We start from the raw sequence: 25,049 nt of genomic DNA on the forward strand, positions 1-25,049 counted from the left end.
GGATGTATGTACAAACGCATTTAATTTCCAGCAGAACGTGAACTCAACGTAGTCGTAAATGTTAAGAATACAGTATAAGTGTAACTTGCTTTTATCTTCACCAATCGACGAGTACAAATAAGAGACGAGCATATTTTCGCCTCTTATTTGTATTCTGCCATAATTTCATCCATTGTAAATTTTAAGCCGTAATATGCAAGCAGCGCAATAATTAGGCTTGGAAAGCCGAAGCGGCCGCCATCTTCATCAGGAATAAGTCCTTTAATTAGCTTTGTATCAATGTGAACATCCGTAAATTGCTCAAGGGAATGCATCCCTTCTTTGATTGCGGATACACCTACAATAAAATGTCCCTCTGTCTGCAGGCGCCTTGCTAGTTCTACCGCTTCGGTATCTGTAGAAAAACGGCTGATGAGCAGCACGCGGTCAGCTGAAGTGATAGCCGCTAGCTCTCCGCCCTCAAATAAGGGTTTGGTTCCCTCTAGCGGCTCTTCTCCATATAAGGCCTCTAGAACTACACCTTCCATTTCTTTCATTCCATGCATATAAATAGAACCATTTCCAATTAACGCTTGCGCGAGCAGCCGTGCGCCATCTTCTATATTCATTTCTTCCTGTTCAGCGATCCTTTTGAAATACCCGCTCAGCTGCGTTGAGAATATTTTTAACACAATGATTCACTCCTTTTGAAATCCCTGTTCATTATATCTTATTTCTTGAAAAACTCGAAATAGGAGTTGGCAGAAATGGAAGAGGACAAGTACAATGGAGGAGAAATAGATTTCCACACCAGAACGCCTTCTTAATATAGCAATTTTTGGCAGTTTTTAGGAGACGAAGAAGGAAAACAATAAAGTGTATAGAAGTAGTTGTGGGAGAGAAAGTAGAATACCACGTGCTTTTAACTAAGAAAGGTTGGGGAAACAATGAGTGGAAAGATTTTAATTGTGGACGATCAGTACGGAATTCGTATTTTACTGAACGAGGTATTTCAGAAGGAGGGCTATCAAACATATCAGGCGGCTAATGGCTTTCAGGCCATCGATATCGTTTTAAATGACCGTCCAGATTTAGTTGTTTTGGATATGAAGATTCCTGGGATGGACGGAATTGAAATTTTAAAACGTGTGAAGGAAATTGATAAGGATATTAAAGTAATTTTAATGACGGCATATGGTGAGCTGGACATGATTCAGGAAGCAAAGGATTTAGGAGCTCTTATGCATTTTGCGAAGCCGTTTGATATCGATGAAATACGCCAAGCAGTACGGGCAGAGATTGGTGTAAACGCTTAGATTTAAAAATTTCCAAAAATAATTATAAAAAAACGCTTTCAAGTGCGGAAGCCTTGTGGAATTCAGTTGAGTTTTCCTAGACAAGTTGTTATTCTATGAAGGTAGAAAAAAGTCCGATAGGGTTCAATACATATTTTCTATTACGTCGGTAACAATACGAATGATGGAAACTTATCGGATGCCAAAAACGGTTTAGGAGGATTCACCATGCCTTTAGTTTCAATGACAGAAATGCTTAACAAAGCATTAGCGGGTAAATACGCAGTTGGTCAATTTAACCTTAACAACCTTGAGTGGACACAAGCAATCCTAGCAGCTGCTGAGGAAGAAAAGTCTCCTGTTATCCTTGGGGTTTCTGAGGGTGCAGCTCGTCATATGGGCGGTTTCAAAACAACTGTTATGATGGTAAAGGGTTTAATGGAGGATATGAACATTACAGTTCCTGTTGCAATCCATTTAGACCACGGTTCTAGCTTTGAAAAATGTAAAGCTGCGATTGACGCAGGTTTCACATCTGTTATGATCGATGCTTCTCATCATCCATTTGAAGAGAATGTTGAGACTACAAAGAAGGTAGTAGAATATGCTCATGCTAACGGTATTTCTGTAGAAGCTGAATTAGGCACTGTAGGCGGACAAGAAGACGATGTTATCGCAGAAGGCGTAATTTATGCTGATCCACAAGAGTGTGCGGAGCTTGTAAAGCGTACAGGCATTGACTGCTTGGCACCAGCTTTAGGTTCAGTTCATGGACCTTACAAAGGTGAGCCAAACCTAGGCTTCAAAGAAATGGAAGAAGTTCGTAACTTAACTGGAGTACCATTAGTACTTCACGGTGGTACAGGAATTCCGAAAAAAGACATCGACCAAGCGATTTCTTTAGGAACATCCAAAATCAATGTGAACACAGAAAACCAACTCGCGTTTACGCATGCAGTTCGTGAAGTATTAGCTAGCGATGCTGAAGCTTACGATCCTCGTAAATTTATGGGACCAGGCCGCGAAGCAATTAAGCAAACTGTTATTGGCAAAATTCGCGAATTCGGTTCTAACGGTAAAGCAGTTTAATTTGTTGTTGAAATAAAATTACAGCTTGGAAACCGTCTAGTCTGTTAGACGGTTTCCTTTTCTTGTACGATGAAAACGTCAACATTTTACAAAAACAGACAAAAATCAACAATATGCTGAAAAATTCAAAAAATATGGTATGCTTAATACGTTAAAGACTAAGCTGCGAATCAGAGTGCTTGCCACTTCGATTTCGGATGCTTGATACATTAAAAGGGGGATTTTATCCATGAAGTTTTTTATCGATACTGCAAACCTAGAAGACATTAAAAAGGCATATAAGCTAGGAGTATTAGCTGGTGTAACGACAAACCCTTCCTTAGTAGCTAAAGAGGGCGTTAAATTCGAAGATCGTATTGCTGAAATCTGCCAAGCAGTTCCACGTGTAGAGTCTGTATCAGCTGAAGTAACGCCAGATGCGCTTACTGCTGATGAAATGATCGCGCAAGCTGACGAGCTTATTAAAATTAACGGTGGAGATGAAAAAGTTACAATCAAACTACCTATGACTTTAGCTGGTTTAGAAGCTTGTCGTTATCTTGCTGATAAAGGCGTTAAGACGAATGTTACCCTTATCTTTACAGTGAACCAAGCATTATTGGCAGCTCGTGCAGGTGCAACTTACGTATCTCCATTCTTGGGTCGCTTAGATGATATTTCTGAAGACGGTGTACAATTAGTAGCAAAGGTAGCTGAATTGTTCCGCATTCATAATTTCGATACGCAAATCATTGCAGCATCTGTTCGTCATCCAGACCATGTTACTCGCGTAGCTATGGCGGGCGCTCATATTGCAACAATTCCTTACAAAGTAATTGACCAAATTTCTAAGCATCCTCTTACAGACAAAGGTATGGAGCAATTCGCAAACGACTGGAAAAACCAGTAAAACATAAACCACCGGTGGAGCGGATCCACCAGGAAGGGAGAACAAAATGGAAAAGTTGATCATTCAAGGCGGAATGCCGCTTAAAGGCTCCGTCCGCATCAGCGGTGCGAAAAATAGCGCTGTCGCTCTTATTCCGGCGACCATTTTGGCAGAAACTCCTGTTACAATCGGCGGCATCCCCGGTATTTCTGATGTACAACTCTTAGGTGATTTACTTGAGGAAATTGGCGGTGTGGTTTCATATGATGGACAGGATATGACGGTAGATCCATCTCGTATGGTATCCATGCCGCTTCCAAATGGAAAAGTAAAAAAGCTGCGTGCATCTTATTACTTAATGGGCGCGATGCTCGGACGCTTCAAAAAGGCAGTTATCGGTCTCCCTGGCGGCTGTCACCTAGGTCCACGTCCGATTGATCAGCACATTAAAGGGTTTGAGGCACTCGGTGCGCGTGTAACAAATGAACAAGGCGCTATTTATTTGCGTGCGGACGAGCTGCGCGGGGCCCGTATTTATTTGGATGTTGTCAGCGTCGGCGCTACGATTAACATCATGCTTGCTGCTGTCCGGGCAAAAGGGCGTACGATTATTGAAAATGCGGCCAAGGAGCCAGAAATTATTGATGTCGCAACCCTTCTTACGAGCATGGGTGCTCGGATTAAAGGGGCAGGAACAGATGTTATTCGTATTGACGGTGTGGATACACTTAAGGGCTGTTACCACTCCATTATTCCAGATCGGATTGAGGCCGGTACATACATGATTCTAGGAGCAGCTGCCAGTGAAGAATTGTTAATTGACAATGTGATTCCTCAGCATCTTGAATCAGTAATTGCAAAGCTTCGCGAGATGGGAGTTCAAGTCGAAACAAACGATGACCAAATTATCGTGAGAGGCAGCCGCGATTTGAAGATGGTGGATATTAAAACGCTTGTGTATCCTGGTTTTCCTACCGATTTGCAGCAGCCATTCACAACGCTTTTAACGAGAGCAAACGGAACGGGTGTTGTTACGGATACGATTTATGGTGCCCGTTTCAAGCATATTGACGAACTGAGACGGATGAATGCACGTGTGAAGGTAGAAGGGCGCACAGCTATTGTCGCAGGTCCTGTCGAGCTCAATGGAGCAAAGGTAAAGGCAAGTGATCTTCGTGCTGGTGCAGCTCTTGTCATTGCTGGTTTGATGGCACAGGGAATAACAGAACTAACCGGTCTTGAACACGTGGATAGAGGATATGAAGAGTTAGAAGAGAAGCTTCGAGGACTTGGTGCTCGTATTCGGCGTGAAAAGCTGACTGAGCAGGAAATCGAACAAATACAAAATTCATAGCAATACTCACGGTTTAAAGGAAATGTGGGTACAATATAATCCCTTGTTATGCATGCGAAATCCGTCTTGTTGATGGTCGTCATAGTCTGCAAAAAGGTCGAACCTTGTTATTAAATAAGACCGTGAACGAAGGCAGCAATCGCTGCCTTCGTTTCTCCTTTTCTTTTTTAGTAAACGGTTGATTAAACCGAGAAAATTGGGTTACAATAGTGAATACTATTCTACTTGCGTTCACTTGCCTTTCACGATACCTTCCTTTCCTTTTACCCTTAAAAAAAGAAAAAACTAAAGAGTGGTGTTTCAATGAGTTTAACAATTGCAGCATTAGAAAATATGAAATTAAAAGAGCTGTATGAGCATGCCAAAGAATTTAAGATTTCTTACTACAGCAAATTAACAAAAAAAGAGCTCGTTTTTGCGATTTTGAAGGCGCAAGCAGAAAAAGAAGGCTTTTTCTTTATGGAAGGCGTTCTTGAAATTATTCAATCTGAAGGTTTTGGCTTCTTACGACCAATCAATTATTCTCCAAGCTCGGAAGACATTTATATTTCTGCCTCACAAATCCGTCGTTTCGATCTTCGAAACGGAGATAAAGTATCCGGCAAAGTACGTCCTCCTAAGGAAAATGAACGATATTTCGGACTGTTGCAAGTAGAAGCAGTAAACGGAGATGACCCAGAATCTGCCAAGGAGCGTGTTCATTTTCCTGCGCTCACGCCTTTATACCCAAATCGTCAAATGAAGCTTGAAACGCAGCACAATAAGCTGTCCACACGTATTATGGATTTAGTTGCGCCTGTCGGTTTTGGGCAGCGCGGATTGATTGTAGCTCCCCCAAAAGCCGGGAAAACAGAGCTGTTAAAGGAAATTGCTCATAGCATTACCACCAATCATCCAGAAGCAGAGCTAATTGTCCTGCTTATTGATGAGCGTCCAGAGGAAGTAACAGACATTGAGCGCTCTGTCCAAGGCGATGTTGTCAGCTCTACCTTCGATGAAGTTCCGGAAAATCACATTAAAGTAGCGGAGCTTGTATTAGAGAGAGCAATGCGTCTCGTTGAGCACAAAAAAGACGTTATTATTTTAATGGATAGTATTACTCGATTAGCGCGTGCGTACAATCTTGTCATTCCGCCAAGCGGCCGTACATTATCCGGCGGTATCGATCCAGCGGCATTCCATCGTCCGAAGCGTTTCTTTGGAGCGGCGCGAAATATTGAAGAAGGCGGCAGCCTAACGATTCTAGCAACAGCGCTCGTTGATACAGGATCACGTATGGATGATGTGATTTATGAGGAATTCAAAGGAACAGGAAATCTGGAGCTTCACCTAGATCGCAGCCTAGCAGAACGCCGCATTTTCCCTGCCATCGACATTCGCCGTTCCGGTACGCGTAAGGAAGATCTGCTCATTCCGAAGGAGCATTTAGACAAGCTTTGGGCAATTCGCAAAGCAATGACAGATATGTCCGACTTCACAGACCGCTTCCTGCGTACGCTCAAAACAACAAAGTCAAACGAAGAATTCTTTCAAATGATTTCACAAGAGCAAAAAGACAAAGGTGCCGTCACAATGAAATAAAGCAAGAAAACTCGCTGATGGGTGACATTAGGCGAGGATAAAGGTATAATTGCATTTGCACTCTATTCTTAAAGTTTCTTGCTGCATGGAATGAAATGCGAGATGAAACTTTACGCCTTTTTGAAAGTGCAAGAAAAGAGGGTGCAGCCTGTTTTGTTTTCTTGAAAAAACAGGTAGTTGCAATTTCAACACACTGTTGTTATAATTTCATCATGTGTGTTTCATCTAAGATTTTGCCTCAGGGCATCACATGGTGAAAAACTCTGTTTCGAAATAGATTCAGGGCGGAAGGAGATGACAAGAATGAAAGCAGGAATTCATCCGAACTATAAAAAGGTTGTATTCATGGACGTGAACACAGGTTTCAAAATTTTGACTGGTTCTACAAAGCACTCCAACGAAACAATCGAGTGGGAGGACGGTCAAACATATCCATTAATTAAAGTGGAGATCAGTTCTGACTCTCACCCATTCTACACAGGTCGTCAGAAGTTTGCTGCAGCGGCTGGCCGCGTAGATCGCTTCAACAAGAAATACGGTCTTTAATTCATGTAGAGATAAAAGCAGGCAAGTGTATATTCGCTTGCCTGCTTTTTTTGATATAAATAGGAATTTTACTAACCCAGCAGATAAGCTGGAAGGTAACATAGATGATTGGAACAGGCACTTTTCTCCTTCGCGCTTACGTGGTGAAGGAAAGCAGGAGGTATGCCGAACATGTACTTAATGAATCAAAACGGTTGGATTGAAGTAATTTGCGGCAGTATGTTTTCCGGCAAATCAGAGGAGCTGATCCGCCGTGTGCGTCGTACGCAATTTGCTAAACAATACGCAATCGTGTTTAAGCCTAGTATTGATAACCGCTACAGCGAAGAAGATGTTGTGTCTCACAATGGCGCAAAGACGAAGGCTATGGCAGTAACGTCTTCAGCTGAAATTCTGGATGCTGTAACGGAAGAGATAGATGTAGTAGCAATTGATGAGGTACAGTTTTTTGATGAAAATATCGTCGAGGTTGTGCAAACTCTCGCGAATAGCGGCTATCGTGTAATCGTAGCCGGATTGGATCAGGATTTCCGCGGACTGCCGTTTGGAAGGGTTCCAGAGCTGATGGCAATTGCCGAGCAAGTAACAAAACTGCAAGCTGTCTGTTCTGTGTGCGGTGCACCTGCAAGCCGTACGCAGCGGCTTATTGATGACAGGCCTGCATCATTTTATGATCCAATTATTTTAGTTGGCGCATCGGAGTCATATGAACCGCGGTGTCGTCATTGTCATAGTGTACCAAGGTGAAAGCAAACTCGCTCAAAAAGCGGGTTTTTTTGAAAATAGGAGGGCATTCCTGTTTGGGGGACCTGCTCAATGTTAGAGGCCCTCGAGCAATGAGACAAAAAGCAGGCTGCTGCTGTTTCACTGTAAGAAAGTATAAATTCCCAGCTGGAAGTTCATTCGACGTAGCGGGGAACTTTAGGAATACAGTGTAAGTGCAACTACGCCTCTGTCTTCGCCCAAAGGCAGGGCTTGCCAATCAGCGAGTTTTCTTTATTCTGTACGTATTTGATTTTCTTTGTTTTTCTCCCATATACTATTCCTTAGAAATTGAAGATTGAGGTGAATGATATGTTAGATCGTTTACAGGCGGTTGAAGACCGTTACGATAAATTAAATGAGCTGTTAAGTGATCCGGCAATTGTAAATGATCCGAAGAAGCTTCGCGAATATTCAAAAGAACAATCCGATATTCAAGAGACGGTGGAAGTGTACCGCGAATATAAAAGTGTACGCGAGCAGCTAAAGGATGCAAAAGCAATGCTTGAGGATAAGCTTGATGCAGACATGCGTGAGATGGTAAAGGAAGAGGTTTCTGAGCTTGAAAAGCAAGAAGCAGAGCTAGCAGGACGCCTAAAAATATTGCTCCTTCCAAAGGATCCAAATGATGACAAAAACGTAATTATTGAGATTCGCGGCGCTGCCGGTGGTGATGAAGCAGCCCTGTTTGCTGGTACTTTATATCGTATGTACAGCCGTTACGCCGAGGTACAGGGGTGGAAGTCTGAGGTTATTGAGGCAAGCCCTACAGAACTTGGCGGCTTTAAGGAGATTATTTTCATGATTAATGGGGCCGGTGCATACTCGAAGATGAAATTCGAAAATGGTGCGCACCGCGTACAACGTGTACCAGAAACAGAATCTGGCGGACGCATTCATACATCTACGGCAACGGTAGCGGTATTGCCGGAGGCGGAAGAGGTAGAGATTGAAATCCACGATAAGGATATTCGTGTTGATACATTTGCATCAAGCGGACCGGGCGGACAGAGCGTAAATACGACGATGTCAGCTGTTCGTTTGACACATATCCCAACAGGTGTTGTTGTATCGTGTCAGGACGAAAAGTCTCAGATTAAGAACAAGGAAAAGGCGATGAAGGTATTACGTGCCCGCGTGTATGATAAGTTTCAGCAGGAGGCGCAGGCGGAGTACGATCAAAATCGTAAGCAAGCAGTTGGAACAGGTGACCGCTCAGAGCGTATTCGCACATATAACTTCCCGCAAAACCGTGTAACGGATCACCGAATTGGCTTGACCATTCAAAAGCTTGATCAAATTATCCAAGGGAAGCTAGATGATATCATCAATGCGTTAATCATGGAAGATCAAGCACAGAAAATGGAGTCCGCACTGTAATGCGCGTGTACGAAGCCCTCAAATGGGCTTCTTCTTTTTTGCGGGAGAAAGGGCGCGATGAAAACGCAGGGGAGCTGTTGCTTTGCGATATCATGGGGACAAATCGGACTGGGCTTTTAATGAATATGAGAGAAGAGCTAGCTCTAGAACAAGAGAACGCATTCTTTGACGCAGTTGCTAAGCATGGAGAGGGAATCCCTGTCCAATATATAACAGGGGTGGAATCCTTTTATGGCCGCTCATTTTTTGTGAATGAAGAAGTACTGATCCCAAGACCAGAGACGGAAGAGCTTGTGCTCGGCGTGCTGGAGCGTATTCAAAGGAAATTCGGCTCAGCTCCGCTCGAGGTTGCTGATATTGGAACAGGAAGCGGTGCGATTTCCATTACACTGGCGCTGGAACATCCAGGCTTGCAGGTAGCAACTGTTGATATTGCCGAGGAGTCTATTGAGGTGGCGAAAAGAAATGCGGAGCACCTCGGTGCTCATGTAACATTCTATCATGGCGATTTATTGCAGCCGTTTATCCAAGAGGGAAAGAAACTGGACGTAGTCGTTTCCAATCCTCCTTATATTCCGTATGAAGATTGGCAAGGTCTATCCACTGTCGTAAAGGATCATGAACCAGTACGGGCTCTTGTGGGAGGGGAGGATGGCTTAGACTTTTACCGCCGCTTTATGACAGAATTGCCGCTTGTCCTCCGGGAGCAGGCAATTGTAGCGTTTGAGATAGGCGCTGGGCAAGGTGAGGCGGTACGGGATATGCTGCAGCAAACCTTTAAGTCGGCAACTGTTGAGATTGTTTTTGATATAAATGGAAAAGATCGAATGGTATTTGCAGAGATCTAACACGCTGCTCTATAAAGAAAACTCGCCGACTGGCGAGCCCTGCTCTTGGGCGAAAACAGAGGCGTAGTTGCACTTATGCTTTCTTAAAGTGGAACCAAAGCAAGGAGCGTAGACATTTATACGCTCCTTTTATAAAAGTCGGTCTTTAAAATTTTTATACTAGTTTCTTAATCTACTAGTTTAAATTGGCAGAATTGTGTCTACACTGTTTTACTGAAGGGACGGTGTGGGGAGAATGAAAAAGCAAATTATCGCATTTCTTTTATTGATGGTAATCGGTGCGCAAATGATGGCGCATTTCGGATATACAACAGTGGAAGCAACTGAGCAAAAGGTGATTCCGGACGAGGCCATTCGCCTGCGGATTTTGGCAAATAGTGATTCCGAAGAGGACCAGGCTTTAAAAAGAAAGGTTCGCGATCGTGTAAAGGCGCAAATTGATACTTGGGTTGTAGATCTAAAGTCTATCGAAGATGCGCGCCGTATCATTCAAAGCCGCCTACCAGAGCTAGAGAAAACGGTCGAGCAGACGTTACGAGAAGAAAAAAGCAACCAATCCTTTACAGTAGAATTTGGGAAGCATATTAAATTTCCGACGAAGATATATGGTAATTTTCTATATCCTGCAGGAGAGTATGAGGCAGTGTTAGTGACGCTTGGAAAAGGTGAAGGTGCAAACTGGTGGTGCGTATTGTTTCCGCCGTTATGCTTCTTGGATTTCTCAAGCGGTACCGCTGTTGCGCAGGAAGATGTAAAGACTGCTTCAGCAGCAGAGAAGCCTGCGGAAGAGGAGCAAACAGAAGAAACTAAACCTGAAGAAAAGCCGAAAAAGACTGCAGCGGAGAAGAAGAATGCCGAGAAGGAGCAGCCTGAGCAGGAAAAAGGAAATATAAAAGAGATCCAAGCAGAAACAAAGAAGATAAAGGAAACAAAAATAGCAGTAAAAGCAAAGGACATAGCGGAGTCCAAAGCTGAGGAGCAAGCTTCTGAGCCAAAGAAAAAGAAAGAAGCTAAAGAGAAGACAGAGCTAGAAGAAGATCAGAAAGAGCAGCCAAAGAAAATTGTCGTGAAGGAAGAGGAAGAGCCGCAGGTGAAATTCTTTATCGGCGAAGTATTTTCCTCCCTTTTTTCTAAATGAGTTCTATTTTGTGGCCCATTTCATATAGTAGTTTGTATGATGGGGAGAGGGGCTGCGAAATGACTAATATGCGATTTGCATCAAAACAGGATGTGGACAACTTACTAGCTTTTCTTGGACAAGTACCAATATGTGATACACGTATTCCAGATATGTATTCGCAATTTATGCTTTTAGAGGAAGATGACGCGATACAAGCAGTGATCGGATATGAACGTGCGGGAAATGCGGCTCTGCTGCGGTCGCTCGTTTTTTCGCCAAATGTGGAGCAAATGCAGCTGCTAGGGTTTCTTGAAACGTTTTTAGAGCAGCTGCATAAGCGCGAAATCGAGGACTTGTATTTGGTGACAAATAGTAAAAACTCCGTGCCGCTGTTTGGATTGTTTGGATTTAAACTTGTGGATAAGGTTCGGGTTCCAGTTGGAATTGCTTCATTAGAGCACTTTGCAGGCAGCATTGAAAGGGAAGATTCATTTATTTTGAATTGTCAGCTATTCACAAGGATATCCACAGATTAACAAGGTTTATCCACATTTTGTGGATAAACCTTGTTTGTGCTGTTAGGTTTCTTCATAGTACACTGAAGAAACAAAGGATTATGAGAGGAAAAGGGATGTGAGTAACTATGAACACAAAAGTATGGATTGTGGATAAATCTGTGGAAAATAAAAATGGTTATCCACAATTAGCGGAGGCAGCTGCGCTTTTACGACAAAAACAGACAGTCGCATTTCCGACAGAGACAGTATACGGATTAGGAGCGGATGCAACAAGCGATGAAGCAGTTGCGAAAATATTTGAAGCAAAGGGGAGACCAAGCGATAATCCGTTAATCGTTCATATAGCCTCGAAAGAGCAGCTAGATAGCATGGCGGCATATATTCCGCCAGTTGCTGAAACACTGATGGAGATGTTTTGGCCAGGTCCGCTTACGTTGCTGTTCCCGAAGAAGAAGAGTGTGTCTGACAAGGTAACGGCTGGTTTATCCACAGTAGCAGTGCGCATGCCGGCCCACCCGCTTGCGTTGGCGCTTATTCGGCAAGCAAATGTTCCGGTTGCAGCTCCAAGTGCGAACCGCTCTGGCCGTCCGAGTCCGACGCTTGCCTCTCACGTATATGAGGATTTAAACGGAAGAATTCCCGGCATTGTCGATGGCGGTCCTACTGGCATCGGTGTTGAATCTACTGTGCTTGATTGTACAGGAGACATTCCGGTTATTCTGCGTCCGGGCGGCATTACAAAGGAGCAGCTTGAGGCGGCAGTTGGACAAGTTCTATTAGATCCAGCTTTAAAGGATGAAACGGAGGCGCCAAAATCGCCGGGGATGAAATATACGCATTATGCACCAAAGGCTCCGCTTACGATTGTAGAAGGCTCGAGGGAATTCCTGCAAGATCTTGTGAAGCAGAGAAAGAAGGAAGGACTTCGGGTTGGCGTACTGACGACAGAAGAAAACCAGCATTTTTATGAAGCAGCTGTTATCCTTCCATGTGGGCAGCGCTCCGACTTAGCGACTGTTGCCGCTCATCTGTATGATGTGCTGCGTTCATTTGACGATGCTGGGGTTGACGTAATTTATAGCGAAGCGTTCCCGGGTGAAGGGATTGGGATTGCTATCATGAACCGTCTTACAAAGGCTGCCGGTCATCGCAGCATATCTGAAAAATAACTTCTATCCTTCCTTGGCGCTGCATATCTTTAAGTAGCAAGTCCAAGGAGGGAAGGTATGGACATTCAACATGTAATTGGGGAGCTAATGACCCTTATTATCATGGCATTTGCCTTAGGATTGGACGCGTTCTCTATCAGCCTCGGCATGGGTATGATATCCATGAGGCTGAGGCAAATGTTTTACATAGGTATTGTAATCGGGATATTTCATGTGATTATGCCTTTATTAGGGATGGCAATTGGGCGCTTTTTATCAGAACAATTTGGCTCCATTTCTACAATAGCAGGCGGTCTGCTTCTCCTTGGATTAGGATTCCATATTATTTATTCATCATTGTTCGGAGAAGAAGACAGCAAGATCGCTCCGGCAGGATTCGGGCTTATTTTGTTTTCTCTCAGCGTAAGTTTGGACAGCTTCTCTGTCGGCTTAAGTCTTGGAATTTATGGAGCCCGTACAGTAGCTACGGTCGTTATTTTTGGTGCGGTCAGCATGTTTCTTACATGGGCAGGCCTTTTGCTTGGGAATCATGTGAAAACTTGGCTGGGTACATATGGGGAAGTGCTTGGTGGAAGCATCCTTGTTGGATTTGGATTGAAGCTATTATTTCCTTTTTAAACGCTTGAAAATAGGATTCTTGATAAAGAAAACTCGCCGATTGGCGAGCCCTGCCTTTGGGCGAAGACAGAGGCGTAGTTGCCCTTATACTGTATTCCTAAAATTTCTCACTACGTCGAATTGTCTTCTAGCTAGAAATTTATACTTTCTTAAAGTGAAAAAAATACTAAAGGGTATTCCAAAGGAAGGCGTCTAGCGCTAACCTTTTGGGATACCTTCTTTCTGTTGGGGAGGGGTATAAATTTTAGTATGTGGAAACTTATGTAATCAAAGTTGGATTATGTTCGAATTGTATATCCTCGAGTAAAAGCATTGTGTAAAATAAAGGAAAAAACGGAGGGGTATTGTTATCATGAATATTTTATATTTGGAGGACGATACGGAAATAGGGAGATGGGTAAAGAGTGATTTGGAGTCTAGAGGCTATACGGTCGAGTGGTACACCTCAGGCTTAGAACTTCCCCATCATTTGGAACAATATGATTTAATGATTTTGGACATCATGCTGCCGGGCTTGGATGGTTTTTCCTTGGGCAGGCGACTAAAAAGTAAATATCCTCAAGTTCCAATTCTGATGCTATCAGCAAGAGGATCTATTGAAGATAAGTTAGAAGGCTTGGAATTTGCTGATGATTATTTGACAAAACCATTTCACCCAGATGAACTGGCAAAGCGCGTTGAAGTACAGTTGCGAAGATATGATAGGTTATTATCACCGGTACTGCAATTGCGTCACTTAGAGGTAGATCAAACAAAGAATAGTATTATCAATACGTTAACGAATGAAGAGGTTATGTTGACCGGCAAGCAATTTCAAATTTTTAATTATTTCTTGCGCCATTTGAATCAAATTTTAACGAAGGAACAGCTATTTGAAGGGGTATGGGGAGAACCGTATATCGAAGGCGATAAAACCCTAATGGTACATATTCGTTTTTTGCGTGAAAAAATTGAAAAGGATCCTTCAAAGCCTGAGATTATTGAAACAATTCGCGGGATTGGTTATCGGGTAAAGCAATGAAATGGTATAATTCACTACTCTTTAAATTCAGTTTAATTGTACTAGCAGCTATTTTGTTTATACCGATTGCAATCCCATTTGCATCCATTATTACATATGTCCCTACTATTCTATTGAAAAGTAAGGATGAGCAGACACCCTACAAAGGCTACAATGAACTGGAAAGCATGTGGCATGCTGAGGCTAAAAAGCTGGCGGGAAAAACAGATGAGGAAATACGCGGTAAGCTAGAGAGCCTGCATGAAACGTACCGTGATTCGCAAGTATTTTGGGTTGACCGTACAGGAAAAACACGTGACACATTTTCGTATAAGGATAAGCTTCCTGCAGAGTGGTCCGTCCCTTATACCATCCAATTTATGAAGGATAGTGTAGATGCAGATCCATTTACTGTACTCGCATTTTTAGGGGAGGACCCATCTGCTGGTTTTATGGTTATTAAAGTAGATCGTATTTTGCTGGATCCGCCGATTCAGCGTCTTTCAAATGGGTATAACTATCTGTTTGTTTCCTTTGTCTGTATCATTTTCATTTTATTTATTTTGTTTTCATCGCTATTTTTCAATAACCTCCGTAAACGGTTAATCCGTTTGCGGAATGCGATGCAGAACAGGCATCAATCAGGCATTCCGCTGCCAATTGCAATTTCAAAATATGATGAGATCGGCCAGCTTGAAGAGAGCTTTAACCTGATGGTAAAAGAATTGGGAGAAAGCCGCGAACGTGAGAAGCAGGAAGAAAAGTTGCGGCGTGAATTGATTTCTAACTTATCTCATGACCTGAGAACGCCGCTTACGATTATTCGCGGGCACCTGGCTTCTATGAGACAGGAAGCTCTGACGGCCAGGGGTAAAGAAGCCTTGGAGAGCATTGACCAAAGGATTGATTTCTTGAGCAGCCTTATTGAAAATTTATTGTCGTATACGCTGTTATCTAGCGGCAAATATCCTTTCCGGCCTGCCGATACGGAGATAAATCGTTTCATTCGAAGCAGTATTGCCAGTTGGTATCCGGCCCTCGAACAACACGGGATAGAGGTAGTGGCAGATATAACAGCTGAAGTGTTTCACTGGTCAATTGACCGCAGCTGGATGGAGCGAATTATCGATAATCTGCTTCAAAATGTAATTCGTCACGCAGGAGAAGGGAGATATGTTAAGATAACCGTCAGAAAAAATCAAATTACCATTCAGGACAAAGGAAAAGGCTTCTCCGCAGAGAGCTCCCAAAAAGGCATTGGAATAGGTATGGTTATTGTTGATGTAATGGTACGTGAGATGGGATTATCTTTAGAGGTTGATTCTAATAGTGCAGGAACAAGTATTACGATAAAAAGCAGTTCAAAAAATAGCTTGTATACAAGGTGACCTAATATTCAGTTAGGTAAGAGGCCACTTTCAAACTAATCAGCCAGAACACAACAACAAACAGATAGGGCGTAAGGTTACGCTCTTTCCATTTGAACCGTTCCAACCAAATCATCTTTTTTAAGAGCTCTATCACTACATGCCAATGAATTAAAATGCTTAAGAATGAAACAGCTAGATATAACACTAGAAAAATGAATAAAAGGCGCTCAATGAAGCCGAACTCCGGCCGCAGGGAATCACTCGTGAAAACCCAAGGGTAAACGATTCTATCGAGATGATAAAATCCAATATATCCGATGTTCTAGCTTCTAATAAAATTCTCGGAACGCATGCCACAATATTTGCTACCATGTTTACGATTATCAAATAATAAAAGTACCGATTCATTTCTACATTCCTCTATTTTCATTAGCCTTTTCTGAACAGCCAGTTTGTGATATATACTTCCTCCAACCTTGTTAAGATGTGTAATATACACAATGAAAAAGATTTTATTCTTACTTTAATCGGGTCATACAGTAATTTTTTAATCTTCCCGTCCGTGTCTATACTTATTTTTAAGTCATTAATTAAATTTAGTATTTCCTAAAATTAGTAATTGAATGTATCTTTAATAGATAAGAAGGGTAAGTATGTTGAATGTTTTGATGGAGTGAGGAGACCATTAGAGTAAACGGTTCGTTTGTTTGAGATGAATCTTATCTTAAGTAAGGAGGAATTAGAATGAAAAAAAGACCGAGATATTCTTTAGATCCTCCCAAGGTATTGGTGGCTGGGTTTGCCCTCATTATTATATTAGGTGCGTTTCTTCTAACCCTTCCTATAGCCACTACGAGTGGGAAGGGTCTGCTATGGTTAGATGCATTATTTACATCCACATCTGCTACATGTGTGACAGGGCTTGTGGTGGTGGATACAGGAACGACATTCACGATGTTCGGACAATTGGTAATTTTGTCTCTCATTCAAATAGGTGGTTTAGGATTTATGACATTTGCGACTTTGTTTGCGTTTCTTTTAGGGAAGAGGATTTCTCTGAAAGAACGGTTATTATTACAAGAAGCCCTAAACAATTTATCTGTTGAAGGTATTGTCCGCTTAGTAAAAAGAATTCTTATTTTTACGATTGTAATTGAATTGATTGGCGCGATTTTATTGGCAACTCGTTTCGCATTTGATATGCCACTCCCAAGAGCTATTTATTATGGAATATTCCATTCCGTTTCAAATTTTAATAACGCAGGATTTGATTTAATGGGGGAATTTAGAAGTTTGACCGGTTATGTAGAAGATCCCCTTGTTACATTAGTAGTATGTATGCTAATCACACTAGGGGGAATTGGGTTTATCGTGATGAACGAGGTATATGAATACAGACAAACCCGCCGTTTTTCTTTACATACGAAGGTTGTTTTTTTTACCAGCTCCCTGTTAGTGGTGTTAGGAACGGTGCTTATTTTCTTGTTTGAATTTAATAATCCAAAAACGTTACAACCGTTATCGATGTTTGGTAAATTTCTAGGGTCTTTGTTCCAAGCTGTTACGCCGAGAACAGCAGGGGCCAACACTCTCAATATCCCTGACTTAACACAGCCAACCCTGTTCCTTATTATTATTCTTATGTTTATTGGAGCATCTTCCGGATCTACAGGCGGGGGAATTAAAACAACGACATTGGCCACTTTATTAGGAGCAGTATGGTCACAGATAAAAGGGAAAGAAGATGTAGTGCTTTTCAAAAGAAGAATTCCATATGATACGATTTATAAGGCGCTTACTGTTACATTAAGCGGTCTTCTCCTTGTTATGACGGTTACCATGCTATTAACGATCACAGAACCAGGAAAAGAGTTTTTAATGATTCTGTTTGAAGCAACTTCCGCTTTCGCAACGGTCGGACTCTCTATGGGGCTAACACCTGAATTATCTCCATTTGGAAAAATTCTGATTATATTAACGATGTTTGCGGGAAGGGTAGGTCCATTGACCATTGCTTTTGCTGTTACACTTCGAAGAAAGCCAGATCCGTTCAAGCATCCAAAAGGAAAAATCATGATTGGGTAATCGCCCCGTCATACAATCTTAGAGGAGCGATGTACATATGAACAAGCAATACGCAGTGATTGGGTTGGGAAGATTCGGTTCGGGTATTGTGAGGTCAGCCCCATTGTTTTTAAACTATTTTTAAACAAACGAGTACCTTTGTTTTAACTGCAGCGCTCTATGATAACTATAGAGGTGATTGAAATGAAGGAACACATGATTATTCAAACGACCGATTTAGTAAAAAGCTTTAAAGGAAAAGCAGCTGTGAATGGAATCAACTTATCTATTCAAAAAGGTGAGATTTATGGGTTTTTAGGACCGAATGGATCAGGCAAAACAACAACAATCCGCATGCTGCTTGGTTTGATGAAGCCAACCTCTGGAGCCATTGAATTGTTTGGCAATGATGTGAAGAGGAATCATTTGCATGCGTTGCAGAGGATTGGTTCCTTGGTTGAATCCCCCTCTTACTATGCCCATTTGACGGGGCGGGAGAATTTAGAAGCCATCCGGAAAATTGTTAGAGTTCAAAAAAGCAGGATTGATGAAGTGCTTAGCATTGTAGGATTAACAGCAGATGCGAATCGAGGGGTAAAGGAGTATTCTCTCGGAATGAAGCAGCGGCTTGGGATTGCAGCTGCATTGTTAGGGAATCCTGAACTGCTGATCCTTGATGAGCCGACAAATGGCTTAGATCCTTCTGGAATTCATGAAATTCGCGATTTAATTAAAAATATGCCTGCTCGCTATGGAATAACGGTTTTAGTTTCAAGTCATTTGCTCTCAGAAATTGATCAAATGGCTTCGAAGGTTGGTATCATTTTAAAAGGAAATCTTATTTTTCAGGATAAGATTGAAATCCTGAGAAATAGGGCGAAATCTCAAATCAAGCTTCGTGTACAAGATACTGACAGAGCAAAAGCGCTTCTCTTAACAAAAGGGATTGCTGTTAGCCAAGAAAATGGGGCACTTTACCTGGAGGAAAACAAGGATGAGCATGTTACGAATGTAATCCGTATGCTCATTCATAACGATATTTCTGTCTATCGTGTAGAAGAGGAACGGAAATCATTAGAAGAGATTTTCCTTGAATTGACGAGTGGAGGGGATCTGCACCATGTTGGACATTCTGCAAGCTGATTTGCTGAAGCTGAAGCGAAAATGGTTTTGGCTGCTTGTTTTTCTAGGTCCCTTCGGTGTCGTTTCGCTGCAAATAGTAAATTACGGGGTAAGGTATGACTGGTTGATTCGGCAGCAGCCAGATGTTTGGCTAGGACTCATCCAAAATATCAATATGTTTGTCGCACCTGCTTTATTGCTGGGCATGACGATTCTTGCCTCACAAATTGCAAATATTGAACATCAACAAAGTTCCTGGAAACAGCTGTTGAGTTTGCCGGTTAGACGAAGAGATGTATTTTCATCCAAATTTATTATTGTATTTTTCATGCTGCTGCTATCTTGTGCTCTATTATTTGTCGGAACGATTATCTTAGGCGTTTATTTGCATTTTGGCGATAACATTCCGCTGCTTCTCATTTTTAAAAACAGCTTCTATCCCCTGTTAGCGGGAATCCCGATCCTTGCAATCCAGCTCTGGCTTTCAATTACGATTCAAAACCAAGCATATTCGCTTTCCGTCGGCATTCTGGGCAGCGTCTGCTCGATGTACGCCTATTCCGCACCAGATTGGTTCATTTGGAAATGGCCGCTATTGCAAGCGGGGCAAGGTCAGGAAAAATTTCTTTTAGCTGGAGTTTTGGCAGGAAGCGTTATTCTTCTGGCCGGCATCATTGACTTTCAAAGGAAGGACGTGAAGTAATGCTTTGGGCTCTTATTACGACAGAGTATTTTAAAATTAGAAAAACAAGGATTTTATCGCTTCTTTTTATCAGTCCTGTCTTTGCCGGAGTTGTTGGCTTTGCGACGAGTGATTTGTTATCAGGCCCGAAGTGGCTTGCGTCTTTATTAGCTATGTCGGTAACACATTCTCTTTTGCTGCTGCCGCTCATTATCGGAGTGCTGGCGAGCTTTATTTGCAGATATGAGCATCTTCACGGCGGCTGGAAACAGCTGCTGAGTCTTCCTGTCCGTCGCGAGCATGTCTATTTAGCCAAATTTATTATGATTGCTGTGCTAATTGCTGTTAATCAGCTGCTTTTCGGAATCAGCTGGATCCTAGTTGGAGCAGTGAAAGGATTTACCGATCCCATTCCGCTGGAAGCCCTGTGGAAGAGCTTGGCTGGAGGATGGATTTCCACACTTCCTCTCGCTGCCCTCTTGCTTTTCGTATCTATGGCATGGTCGAGCTTTGCCGCACCGCTTGCTTTAAATGTAGTGTTTACGCTTCCTAATATCCTAGTAGCTAACTCGAAGCAATACGCTCCATATTATCCGTGGGTACAGCCGTTTTTAACGATGCTTCCTAATGGGGATGGGCCGTGGGGAGGCTTTTTTACATCATTTGAGTCACTTATCTTTGCAATTTGCGGCAGCCTTCTTCTTTTCTTCGCTGCCGGATTATTGTACATTCGTCAAAAAGCAATTTGAAGAACATAAAAAAGTCCGGCCTGCACCGGACTTTTCTCCATTTGGATAAGGTGTGAATTTCCAGCTAAGAGCGAATTTGCGTAGCGAGAAATTTTAGGAATAAAGTATAAGAGCAACGATGCCGCTGTCTTCGCCCAAGGGCGGGGCTCGCTAATCACAGCTTTTCTTCAAACCAAGTCTTTGCCGCAGCTACTTCGTCGCGTGTTAGCTGGTGGCCAAAGGAGTGCCAATATAGCTGTACATCTGCACCGGCATCCTGCAGCAATGCTGCTAAATCATTGGTCTCCTGCGGCGGGCAAATTGGGTCATTGTTTCCTGCTCCAATGAAAACCGGTATTCCAGTTAAAGAAGGAAGGGCGACGCCGCGTCTGGGCACCATCGGATGAAATAAGATAGCTGCCTGCAGAGCATTCTTATAATGAAATAATAAACTGCCGGCAATGTTAGCGCCGTTTGAGTAACCAATGGCGATAACCTTGCCTCGGTCAAATTCATAGTTTCTCGCTGCCTCATCTAGAAACTCCTGTAATTCCTTCGTGCGAAATACTAAATCCTCTATATCAAAGATGCCCTCCGCCAGTCTGCGGAAAAAGCGGGGCATCCCATTTTCCAATACATTTCCGCGTACGCTTAAGACGTTAGCGGAAGGGGAAATCATTTCAGCAAGTGGCAGCAAATCCTGTTCTGTTCCTCCGGTGCCGTGAAGTAAAAGTAAGGTTGTATCTGTCGTTCCCTTTTGAAAAATATGCTGCATGATTGATCTCCCTTCAAAAGATAATTACTTAAAACAAAGTATAAGCGCCTGGACCGCTAAGTGCTACTCCAATAGCTGCGGCAATTAGCACGAGATTATATTCAAAGCCGTTTTGCGTGCTCCATAATCCGCTTTTCCCATGAACTGTAAATATCGCAACTAGCATTGTAATCGTAATCAGAGCAGCACCCGCCCATGTAAAGACACCAGCCGCAAATAATAAACCACCGACAAGCTCGCCTGCTCCTGCTAAAAATGCCATGAACACGCCTGGCTTCACTCCGATTGATTCCAGCCAGCCGCCTGTTCCTTTTAAGCCATAGCCGCCAAACCAGCCGAACAGCTTTTGGGCGCCGTGCCCGATAAATAGAATTCCCACAACTAAACGAATAATTAAAAGACCTGTGTCCATCATGTTGTAAACCTCCTAAAAGTTATTAACTTACATTACGTAAGTATAGTACGATACTTCACTTACTTTTGTCAATTAACTTCTTTAAAGTATATTTGTTATCTTCTTGTCTCATGCAAAAAAATATAGAAATAGAACGAGTTTGTCGTGGGGTGAAAAAATGCTGAAGGGAAATAAGAAAACCGTATGGGTACAAAAGATCTTTCAAACAAGCTGTTCGAGCAAATAGATAGCTTTCTGCTTAACAACATACCTTTCTGTACTGTATGATGAAGATAACAAGAACTATATGACCAATTTTATCGGCAGGAAAAGATTATAATGATTGAGACAAAGGGAAACAACGAAACCTAGGAAAGGGGAAACGGGATGAAACGCATATTGTTTGTATGTACGGGAAATACATGCCGTAGTCCGATGGCAGAAGCGGTGCTTCGTCATCATGGCAAAGAGGTCTTTGAAGTGAAGTCGGCTGGTGTATTTGCAGATGCAGGAAGCGATGCCTCTGCGCATGCCAAAACGGCACTTCAGGAACAAGGGATAGAAATCAATCATACTTCCCAGCAGTTAACAGAGGAATTGCTGCAATGGGCAGATGTTGTGTTGACGATGACGAGAGGCCATAAGCAGACGATTGACCAATATTATCCGGGGTTAGGGGATAAGGTGCATACGTTGTACGGATATACAGAGCGTATCGATCGTGATATTTCTGATCCGTACGGCGGCTCACTCGAAGTGTATAGAAGGACTTTACATGAATTAAATGCACTGCTGCAGCGCTTTGCGAAAAATCAAGCCGCTGAAGGCGGCGGACATGTATAATTAGGCTGTAGGGAGATTATATTTGGAGGGACCGAACATGAAGGTAGTAGTAGCATCTGATCACGGCGGCGTGAATATCCGTAAGGAAATTATACATTTATTAGAAGAACTTGGAATGGAATATGTAGATCTTGGCTGTGAATGTGCAGCTGGGTCGTCTGTCGATTATCCTGATTTTGCGTTTCCGGCAGCTGAAATGGTCGCAAAAGGGGAGGCTGACAGAGGTATTTTAATTTGTGGTACAGGCATTGGGATGTCTATTGCCGCTAATAAAGTAAAAGGCATTCGTTGTGCACTTATACACGATACTTTTAGTGCAAAGGCAACGCGTGAGCATAATGATTCCAATATGATGGCAATGGGAGAGCGCGTGATTGGACCAGGTTTGGCACGAGATGTTGCTGAAATTTGGCTAACAACTGAGTTTCTAGGCGGACGCCATGCAAATCGTGTTGGCAAAATTAACACGTACGAAGCAGAATAAACAGCAGGTTTCCTTAGCATACAAGAAATGAAGACGCTTCTTTCTTCTATGTATCCAACAAGCATAATGTAATTTTGGGAACCAATTTCCACGAAAGGAAGAGTCGCGATGGATGACTTAGAACAATTACGACAGCAAATGCACGCGGTGCTTTCCGATTTTCAAGAGCAAGCTTCCCTAGAGGCTGGACAATTGTTTGTGATCGGCTGCAGTACGAGTGAAGTAATCGGATCGAGGATTGGGACATCAGGTACAATAGAGGTCGCGCAAATTCTTTTTGAAGAGCTGAGAGCGTTTCAAGACAAAACTGGAATCTCCCTTGTGTTTCAATGCTGTGAGCATCTAAATCGCGCACTTGTTGTAGAACGAGAAGTCGCGCAGAAGTATAACCTAGAGATGGTTACAGTAATTCCAGTTCGTTCCGCAGGAGGGGCGCTGCCGACATATGCCTACCACAATATGAAGGATCCAGTTGTAGTAGAGTTTATCAAGGCAGATGCTGGTATAGATATCGGTGATACATTTATTGGCATGCACATCAAGCATGTGGCAGTTCCAGTACGTACCGCGTTAAAGCAAATCGGCAGTGCACATATTACGCTGGCGAAAACCCGTCCGAAACTTATCGGCGGCGCCCGCGCAGTCTACCCGGCAGCACAAAGGGAAAGTGTAAGCTGTCACTAATAGGCCATCCCTAGGGATGGCCTTTCCTGTTTTTGGCGGAGAGTCTTTTCTGTGAGAATGGAAAACTAAAAAGGCGGTGTTCCTTGAAGTGGGCGTCTGCAGAGGAACTTTTGCGTCCGATTAAGAAAAGACAGAATAAATTCATAAAGTGATGCAAAATACGCAGTTGGAAACGATATCATTTTTAAATCGACAAGAAACGCCAGGATATTTTATTTTTTCTTTTGACGCCACCTAAAATCATGGTAGAATGAAATTGAAAATGTGAATGTTAAAAATGAATTACGCGTATAATTTTCGTATTTTTTCAAGAAAATCCGAAAATACATTGCCTTTGCTGCTTATTGCCGTCCGTTTTGGCTACAAATGCTTCAGAGAACAATGAAGATATACTACAAGCAGCAAGATGGCATTGTAATTCGTTTGAGGGAAAAAAAGGGGGATTCTTATGGAGCATTTAAAGCAGCAGGATCAAAAAGTATTTCAAGCGATTCAAGCGGAATTAGGAAGACAACGTTCTAACATCGAGTTGATTGCTTCAGAAAACTTTGTTAGCCAAGCAGTAATGGAGGCACAAGGCTCTGTTTTAACAAACAAGTACGCAGAAGGCTATCCTGGGAAACGTTACTACGGTGGTTGTGAACATGTAGACGTAGCAGAAGATATCGCAAGAGACCGCGCGAAGGAAATCTTCGGAGCAGAGCATGTAAACGTACAGCCTCACTCTGGTGCGCAAGCAAACATGGCTGTATACTTTACGATTCTTCAGCACGGCGATACAGTTCTTGGTATGAACCTAGCGCACGGCGGTCACTTAACGCACGGAAGCCCAGTTAACTTCAGTGGTGTGCAATACAACTTCGTAGACTACGGTGTAGATCCAGAAACTCAATACATTGATTACAACGATGTTCTTGAGAAAGCACGTACACATAAGCCAAAGCTTATCGTTGCAGGTGCAAGTGCATATCCACGTGTAATTGACTTCGCAAAGTTCCGTGAAATCGCGGATGAAGTTGGCGCATATTTAATGGTAGATATGGCTCATATCGCAGGATTGGTTGCAGCAGGACTACATCCAAATCCAGTTCCTTATTGTGATTTCGTAACAACAACAACTCACAAAACATTGCGCGGACCTCGCGGCGGTATGATTTTATGTAAAGAAGAGTTCGCAAAGCAAATCGATAAATCAATTTTCCCTGGCATTCAAGGCGGACCATTAATGCACGTAATCGCTGCAAAAGCAGTAGCATTTGGCGAAGCATTGCAAGATAGCTTCAAAACATATGCACAAAATGTTGTTAATAACGCGCAGCGTTTAGCAGAAGGATTACAAAAAGACGGTTTAACACTTATCTCTGGCGGTACGGACAACCACTTAATTCTAGTTGATGTTCGTAACCTAGATATTACAGGAAAAGTGGCCGAGCACGTTCTAGATGAAGTTGGTATTACTGTAAACAAAAATGCTATCCCATTCGATCCTGCAAGCCCGTTTGTAACAAGCGGTATTCGCCTTGGTACAGCGGCAGCAACTTCCCGTGGCTTCGGCTTAGAGGAAATGGATGAGATTGCATCTGTTATTGCTTACACATTGAAAAACCATGACAATGAGCAAGCATTAGAGGAAGCAAGAAAACGCGTTAACGCACTTACTGCAAAATTCCCAATGTATCCAGAATTGTAATTCTATACATCAGTTATTCAAGACACCTTGTATCAATACGCAAGGTGTCTTTTTGCCTCTTTAAGTATAAATTTCTAGCTGAATGC

Annotated in this window: 26 protein-coding genes; 23 read left to right on the forward strand and 3 right to left on the reverse strand. The window is 42.7% G+C overall.

Annotation, left to right across the window (positions count from 1 at the left end; translation table 11 throughout):
• Positions 1-143: 143 nt before the first annotated feature.
• Complete coding sequence (locus AAHB12_RS07065; protein WP_342044767.1) at positions 144-671, reverse strand: DUF2529 domain-containing protein; 528 nt, start codon at positions 669-671, stop codon at positions 144-146.
• A 255-nt stretch (positions 672-926) separates the two neighbouring features.
• Between AAHB12_RS07065 and AAHB12_RS07070 the strand changes: the two genes are divergently transcribed.
• The 19 genes from AAHB12_RS07070 (at position 927) to AAHB12_RS07160 (ending at position 20,114) form a co-directional block, all read left to right on the forward strand.
• Positions 927-1,295 carry a response regulator gene (locus AAHB12_RS07070; RefSeq protein ID WP_129727477.1) on the forward strand — a complete coding sequence of 123 codons (369 nt, stop codon included), beginning with the start codon at positions 927-929 and terminating at the stop codon, positions 1,293-1,295.
• A gap of 207 nt (positions 1,296-1,502) precedes the next feature.
• Entirely contained in the window at positions 1,503-2,363 is an 861-nt protein-coding gene (locus AAHB12_RS07075) for a class II fructose-bisphosphate aldolase (protein WP_342044768.1), read from the forward strand.
• Between the two features lie 229 nt (positions 2,364-2,592).
• Complete coding sequence (gene fsa, locus AAHB12_RS07080) at positions 2,593-3,252, forward strand: fructose-6-phosphate aldolase (RefSeq protein ID WP_129727479.1); 660 nt, start codon at positions 2,593-2,595, stop codon at positions 3,250-3,252.
• A gap of 46 nt (positions 3,253-3,298) precedes the next feature.
• The gene (locus AAHB12_RS07085; RefSeq protein WP_342044769.1) at positions 3,299-4,585 is read left to right on the forward strand and encodes a UDP-N-acetylglucosamine 1-carboxyvinyltransferase; all 1,287 of its coding nucleotides are present in this window, start codon (positions 3,299-3,301) and stop codon (positions 4,583-4,585) included.
• A 303-nt stretch (positions 4,586-4,888) separates the two neighbouring features.
• A complete protein-coding gene (gene rho, locus AAHB12_RS07090) occupies positions 4,889-6,166 on the forward strand; it encodes a transcription termination factor Rho (RefSeq protein WP_129727481.1) in 1,278 nt (425 codons plus the stop codon).
• 303 nt (positions 6,167-6,469) lie between these two features.
• On the forward strand, positions 6,470-6,712 hold the full coding sequence (locus AAHB12_RS07095; protein ID WP_129727482.1) for a type B 50S ribosomal protein L31: 243 nt from the start codon (positions 6,470-6,472) through the stop codon (positions 6,710-6,712).
• 171 nt (positions 6,713-6,883) lie between these two features.
• Entirely contained in the window at positions 6,884-7,459 is a 576-nt protein-coding gene (locus AAHB12_RS07100; protein ID WP_129727493.1) for a thymidine kinase, read from the forward strand.
• 327 nt (positions 7,460-7,786) lie between these two features.
• Positions 7,787-8,854: a peptide chain release factor 1 gene (gene prfA / locus AAHB12_RS07105; protein WP_129727483.1), complete on the forward strand. Its 1,068-nt coding sequence runs from the start codon at positions 7,787-7,789 to the stop codon at positions 8,852-8,854.
• The gene (gene prmC, locus AAHB12_RS07110; protein WP_342044770.1) at positions 8,854-9,702 is read left to right on the forward strand and encodes a peptide chain release factor N(5)-glutamine methyltransferase; all 849 of its coding nucleotides are present in this window, start codon (positions 8,854-8,856) and stop codon (positions 9,700-9,702) included. The genes prfA and prmC overlap by 1 nt, the downstream gene beginning before the upstream one ends.
• A 235-nt stretch (positions 9,703-9,937) precedes the next feature.
• Positions 9,938-10,840, forward strand: coding sequence for a stage II sporulation protein R (gene spoIIR / locus AAHB12_RS07115; RefSeq protein ID WP_342044771.1), 903 nt, complete (start codon positions 9,938-9,940; stop codon positions 10,838-10,840).
• 59 nt (positions 10,841-10,899) lie between these two features.
• On the forward strand, positions 10,900-11,358 hold the full coding sequence (locus tag AAHB12_RS07120) for a mechanosensitive ion channel protein (protein WP_342044772.1): 459 nt from the start codon (positions 10,900-10,902) through the stop codon (positions 11,356-11,358).
• 107 nt (positions 11,359-11,465) lie between these two features.
• The gene (locus AAHB12_RS07125; RefSeq protein WP_342044773.1) at positions 11,466-12,509 is read left to right on the forward strand and encodes an L-threonylcarbamoyladenylate synthase; all 1,044 of its coding nucleotides are present in this window, start codon (positions 11,466-11,468) and stop codon (positions 12,507-12,509) included.
• 57 nt (positions 12,510-12,566) lie between these two features.
• A complete protein-coding gene (locus AAHB12_RS07130) occupies positions 12,567-13,127 on the forward strand; it encodes a manganese efflux pump MntP (protein ID WP_129727488.1) in 561 nt (186 codons plus the stop codon).
• A gap of 349 nt (positions 13,128-13,476) precedes the next feature.
• Positions 13,477-14,148, forward strand: coding sequence for a response regulator transcription factor (locus AAHB12_RS07135; RefSeq protein WP_342044891.1), 672 nt, complete (start codon positions 13,477-13,479; stop codon positions 14,146-14,148).
• Positions 14,145-15,515: a HAMP domain-containing sensor histidine kinase gene (locus AAHB12_RS07140; RefSeq protein ID WP_342044774.1), complete on the forward strand. Its 1,371-nt coding sequence runs from the start codon at positions 14,145-14,147 to the stop codon at positions 15,513-15,515. The genes AAHB12_RS07135 and AAHB12_RS07140 overlap by 4 nt, the downstream gene beginning before the upstream one ends.
• Before the next feature lie 726 nt (positions 15,516-16,241).
• Complete coding sequence (locus AAHB12_RS07145) at positions 16,242-17,582, forward strand: TrkH family potassium uptake protein (protein WP_342044775.1); 1,341 nt, start codon at positions 16,242-16,244, stop codon at positions 17,580-17,582.
• 183 nt (positions 17,583-17,765) lie between these two features.
• A complete protein-coding gene (locus tag AAHB12_RS07150) occupies positions 17,766-18,704 on the forward strand; it encodes an ABC transporter ATP-binding protein (RefSeq protein WP_342044776.1) in 939 nt (312 codons plus the stop codon).
• Positions 18,682-19,386: an ABC transporter permease gene (locus AAHB12_RS07155; protein ID WP_342044777.1), complete on the forward strand. Its 705-nt coding sequence runs from the start codon at positions 18,682-18,684 to the stop codon at positions 19,384-19,386. Before AAHB12_RS07150 ends, AAHB12_RS07155 begins: the two co-directional genes overlap by 23 nt.
• A complete protein-coding gene (locus AAHB12_RS07160) occupies positions 19,386-20,114 on the forward strand; it encodes an ABC transporter permease (RefSeq protein WP_129727501.1) in 729 nt (242 codons plus the stop codon). The genes AAHB12_RS07155 and AAHB12_RS07160 overlap by 1 nt, the downstream gene beginning before the upstream one ends.
• A gap of 154 nt (positions 20,115-20,268) precedes the next feature.
• Here the strand turns inward: AAHB12_RS07160 and AAHB12_RS07165 are convergent, their stop codons facing one another.
• Positions 20,269-20,868, reverse strand: a complete 600-nt coding sequence (locus AAHB12_RS07165; RefSeq protein ID WP_342044778.1) for an alpha/beta hydrolase — start codon at positions 20,866-20,868, stop codon at positions 20,269-20,271.
• A gap of 28 nt (positions 20,869-20,896) precedes the next feature.
• Positions 20,897-21,283: a DoxX family protein gene (locus AAHB12_RS07170; protein WP_342044779.1), complete on the reverse strand. Its 387-nt coding sequence runs from the start codon at positions 21,281-21,283 to the stop codon at positions 20,897-20,899.
• Between the two features lie 366 nt (positions 21,284-21,649).
• Here AAHB12_RS07170 and AAHB12_RS07175 point away from each other — a divergent pair, with 366 nt between their 5' ends.
• The 4 genes from AAHB12_RS07175 to glyA all read left to right on the forward strand — a co-directional run bounded on the left by AAHB12_RS07175 (position 21,650) and on the right by glyA (position 24,963).
• Positions 21,650-22,105, forward strand: a complete 456-nt coding sequence (locus tag AAHB12_RS07175; protein ID WP_342044780.1) for a low molecular weight protein arginine phosphatase — start codon at positions 21,650-21,652, stop codon at positions 22,103-22,105.
• 37 nt (positions 22,106-22,142) lie between these two features.
• Positions 22,143-22,589, forward strand: coding sequence for a ribose 5-phosphate isomerase B (gene rpiB / locus AAHB12_RS07180; protein WP_342044781.1), 447 nt, complete (start codon positions 22,143-22,145; stop codon positions 22,587-22,589).
• Positions 22,590-22,697: 108 nt separating this feature from the next.
• Positions 22,698-23,273 carry a TIGR01440 family protein gene (locus AAHB12_RS07185; RefSeq protein WP_129727506.1) on the forward strand — a complete coding sequence of 192 codons (576 nt, stop codon included), beginning with the start codon at positions 22,698-22,700 and terminating at the stop codon, positions 23,271-23,273.
• A gap of 448 nt (positions 23,274-23,721) precedes the next feature.
• Positions 23,722-24,963 carry a serine hydroxymethyltransferase gene (gene glyA, locus AAHB12_RS07190; protein ID WP_129727507.1) on the forward strand — a complete coding sequence of 414 codons (1,242 nt, stop codon included), beginning with the start codon at positions 23,722-23,724 and terminating at the stop codon, positions 24,961-24,963.
• The last annotated feature ends 86 nt before the right edge of the window (positions 24,964-25,049 follow it).

The organism is Bacillus sp. OTU530, from assembly GCF_038440375.1.

Bases quoted from the DNA above. Each gene is read 5' to 3' on its own strand.
- AAHB12_RS07145 (WP_342044775.1), top strand. From the start codon at position 16,242: ATGAAAAAAAGACCGAGATATTCTTTAGATCCTCCCAAGGTATTGGTG.
- AAHB12_RS07160 (WP_129727501.1), top strand. From the start codon at position 19,386: ATGCTTTGGGCTCTTATTACGACAGAGTATTTTAAAATTAGAAAAACA.
- AAHB12_RS07100 (WP_129727493.1), top strand. From the start codon at position 6,884: ATGTACTTAATGAATCAAAACGGTTGGATTGAAGTAATTTGCGGCAGT.
- rho (WP_129727481.1), top strand. From the start codon at position 4,889: ATGAGTTTAACAATTGCAGCATTAGAAAATATGAAATTAAAAGAGCTG.
- AAHB12_RS07130 (WP_129727488.1), top strand. From the start codon at position 12,567: ATGGACATTCAACATGTAATTGGGGAGCTAATGACCCTTATTATCATG.
- AAHB12_RS07150 (WP_342044776.1), top strand. From the start codon at position 17,766: ATGAAGGAACACATGATTATTCAAACGACCGATTTAGTAAAAAGCTTT.
- AAHB12_RS07155 (WP_342044777.1), top strand. From the start codon at position 18,682: ATGTTGGACATTCTGCAAGCTGATTTGCTGAAGCTGAAGCGAAAATGG.
- glyA (WP_129727507.1), top strand. From the start codon at position 23,722: ATGGAGCATTTAAAGCAGCAGGATCAAAAAGTATTTCAAGCGATTCAA.
- spoIIR (WP_342044771.1), top strand. From the start codon at position 9,938: ATGAAAAAGCAAATTATCGCATTTCTTTTATTGATGGTAATCGGTGCG.
- rpiB (WP_342044781.1), top strand. From the start codon at position 22,143: ATGAAGGTAGTAGTAGCATCTGATCACGGCGGCGTGAATATCCGTAAG.
- AAHB12_RS07095 (WP_129727482.1), top strand. From the start codon at position 6,470: ATGAAAGCAGGAATTCATCCGAACTATAAAAAGGTTGTATTCATGGAC.
- AAHB12_RS07165 (WP_342044778.1), bottom strand. From the start codon at position 20,868: ATGCAGCATATTTTTCAAAAGGGAACGACAGATACAACCTTACTTTTA.
- prfA (WP_129727483.1), top strand. From the start codon at position 7,787: ATGTTAGATCGTTTACAGGCGGTTGAAGACCGTTACGATAAATTAAAT.
- AAHB12_RS07140 (WP_342044774.1), top strand. From the start codon at position 14,145: ATGAAATGGTATAATTCACTACTCTTTAAATTCAGTTTAATTGTACTA.
- AAHB12_RS07170 (WP_342044779.1), bottom strand. From the start codon at position 21,283: ATGATGGACACAGGTCTTTTAATTATTCGTTTAGTTGTGGGAATTCTA.
- AAHB12_RS07185 (WP_129727506.1), top strand. From the start codon at position 22,698: ATGGATGACTTAGAACAATTACGACAGCAAATGCACGCGGTGCTTTCC.
- AAHB12_RS07085 (WP_342044769.1), top strand. From the start codon at position 3,299: ATGGAAAAGTTGATCATTCAAGGCGGAATGCCGCTTAAAGGCTCCGTC.
- prmC (WP_342044770.1), top strand. From the start codon at position 8,854: ATGCGCGTGTACGAAGCCCTCAAATGGGCTTCTTCTTTTTTGCGGGAG.
- AAHB12_RS07120 (WP_342044772.1), top strand. From the start codon at position 10,900: ATGACTAATATGCGATTTGCATCAAAACAGGATGTGGACAACTTACTA.
- AAHB12_RS07175 (WP_342044780.1), top strand. From the start codon at position 21,650: ATGAAACGCATATTGTTTGTATGTACGGGAAATACATGCCGTAGTCCG.
- fsa (WP_129727479.1), top strand. From the start codon at position 2,593: ATGAAGTTTTTTATCGATACTGCAAACCTAGAAGACATTAAAAAGGCA.
- AAHB12_RS07075 (WP_342044768.1), top strand. From the start codon at position 1,503: ATGCCTTTAGTTTCAATGACAGAAATGCTTAACAAAGCATTAGCGGGT.
- AAHB12_RS07125 (WP_342044773.1), top strand. From the start codon at position 11,466: ATGAACACAAAAGTATGGATTGTGGATAAATCTGTGGAAAATAAAAAT.
- AAHB12_RS07070 (WP_129727477.1), top strand. From the start codon at position 927: ATGAGTGGAAAGATTTTAATTGTGGACGATCAGTACGGAATTCGTATT.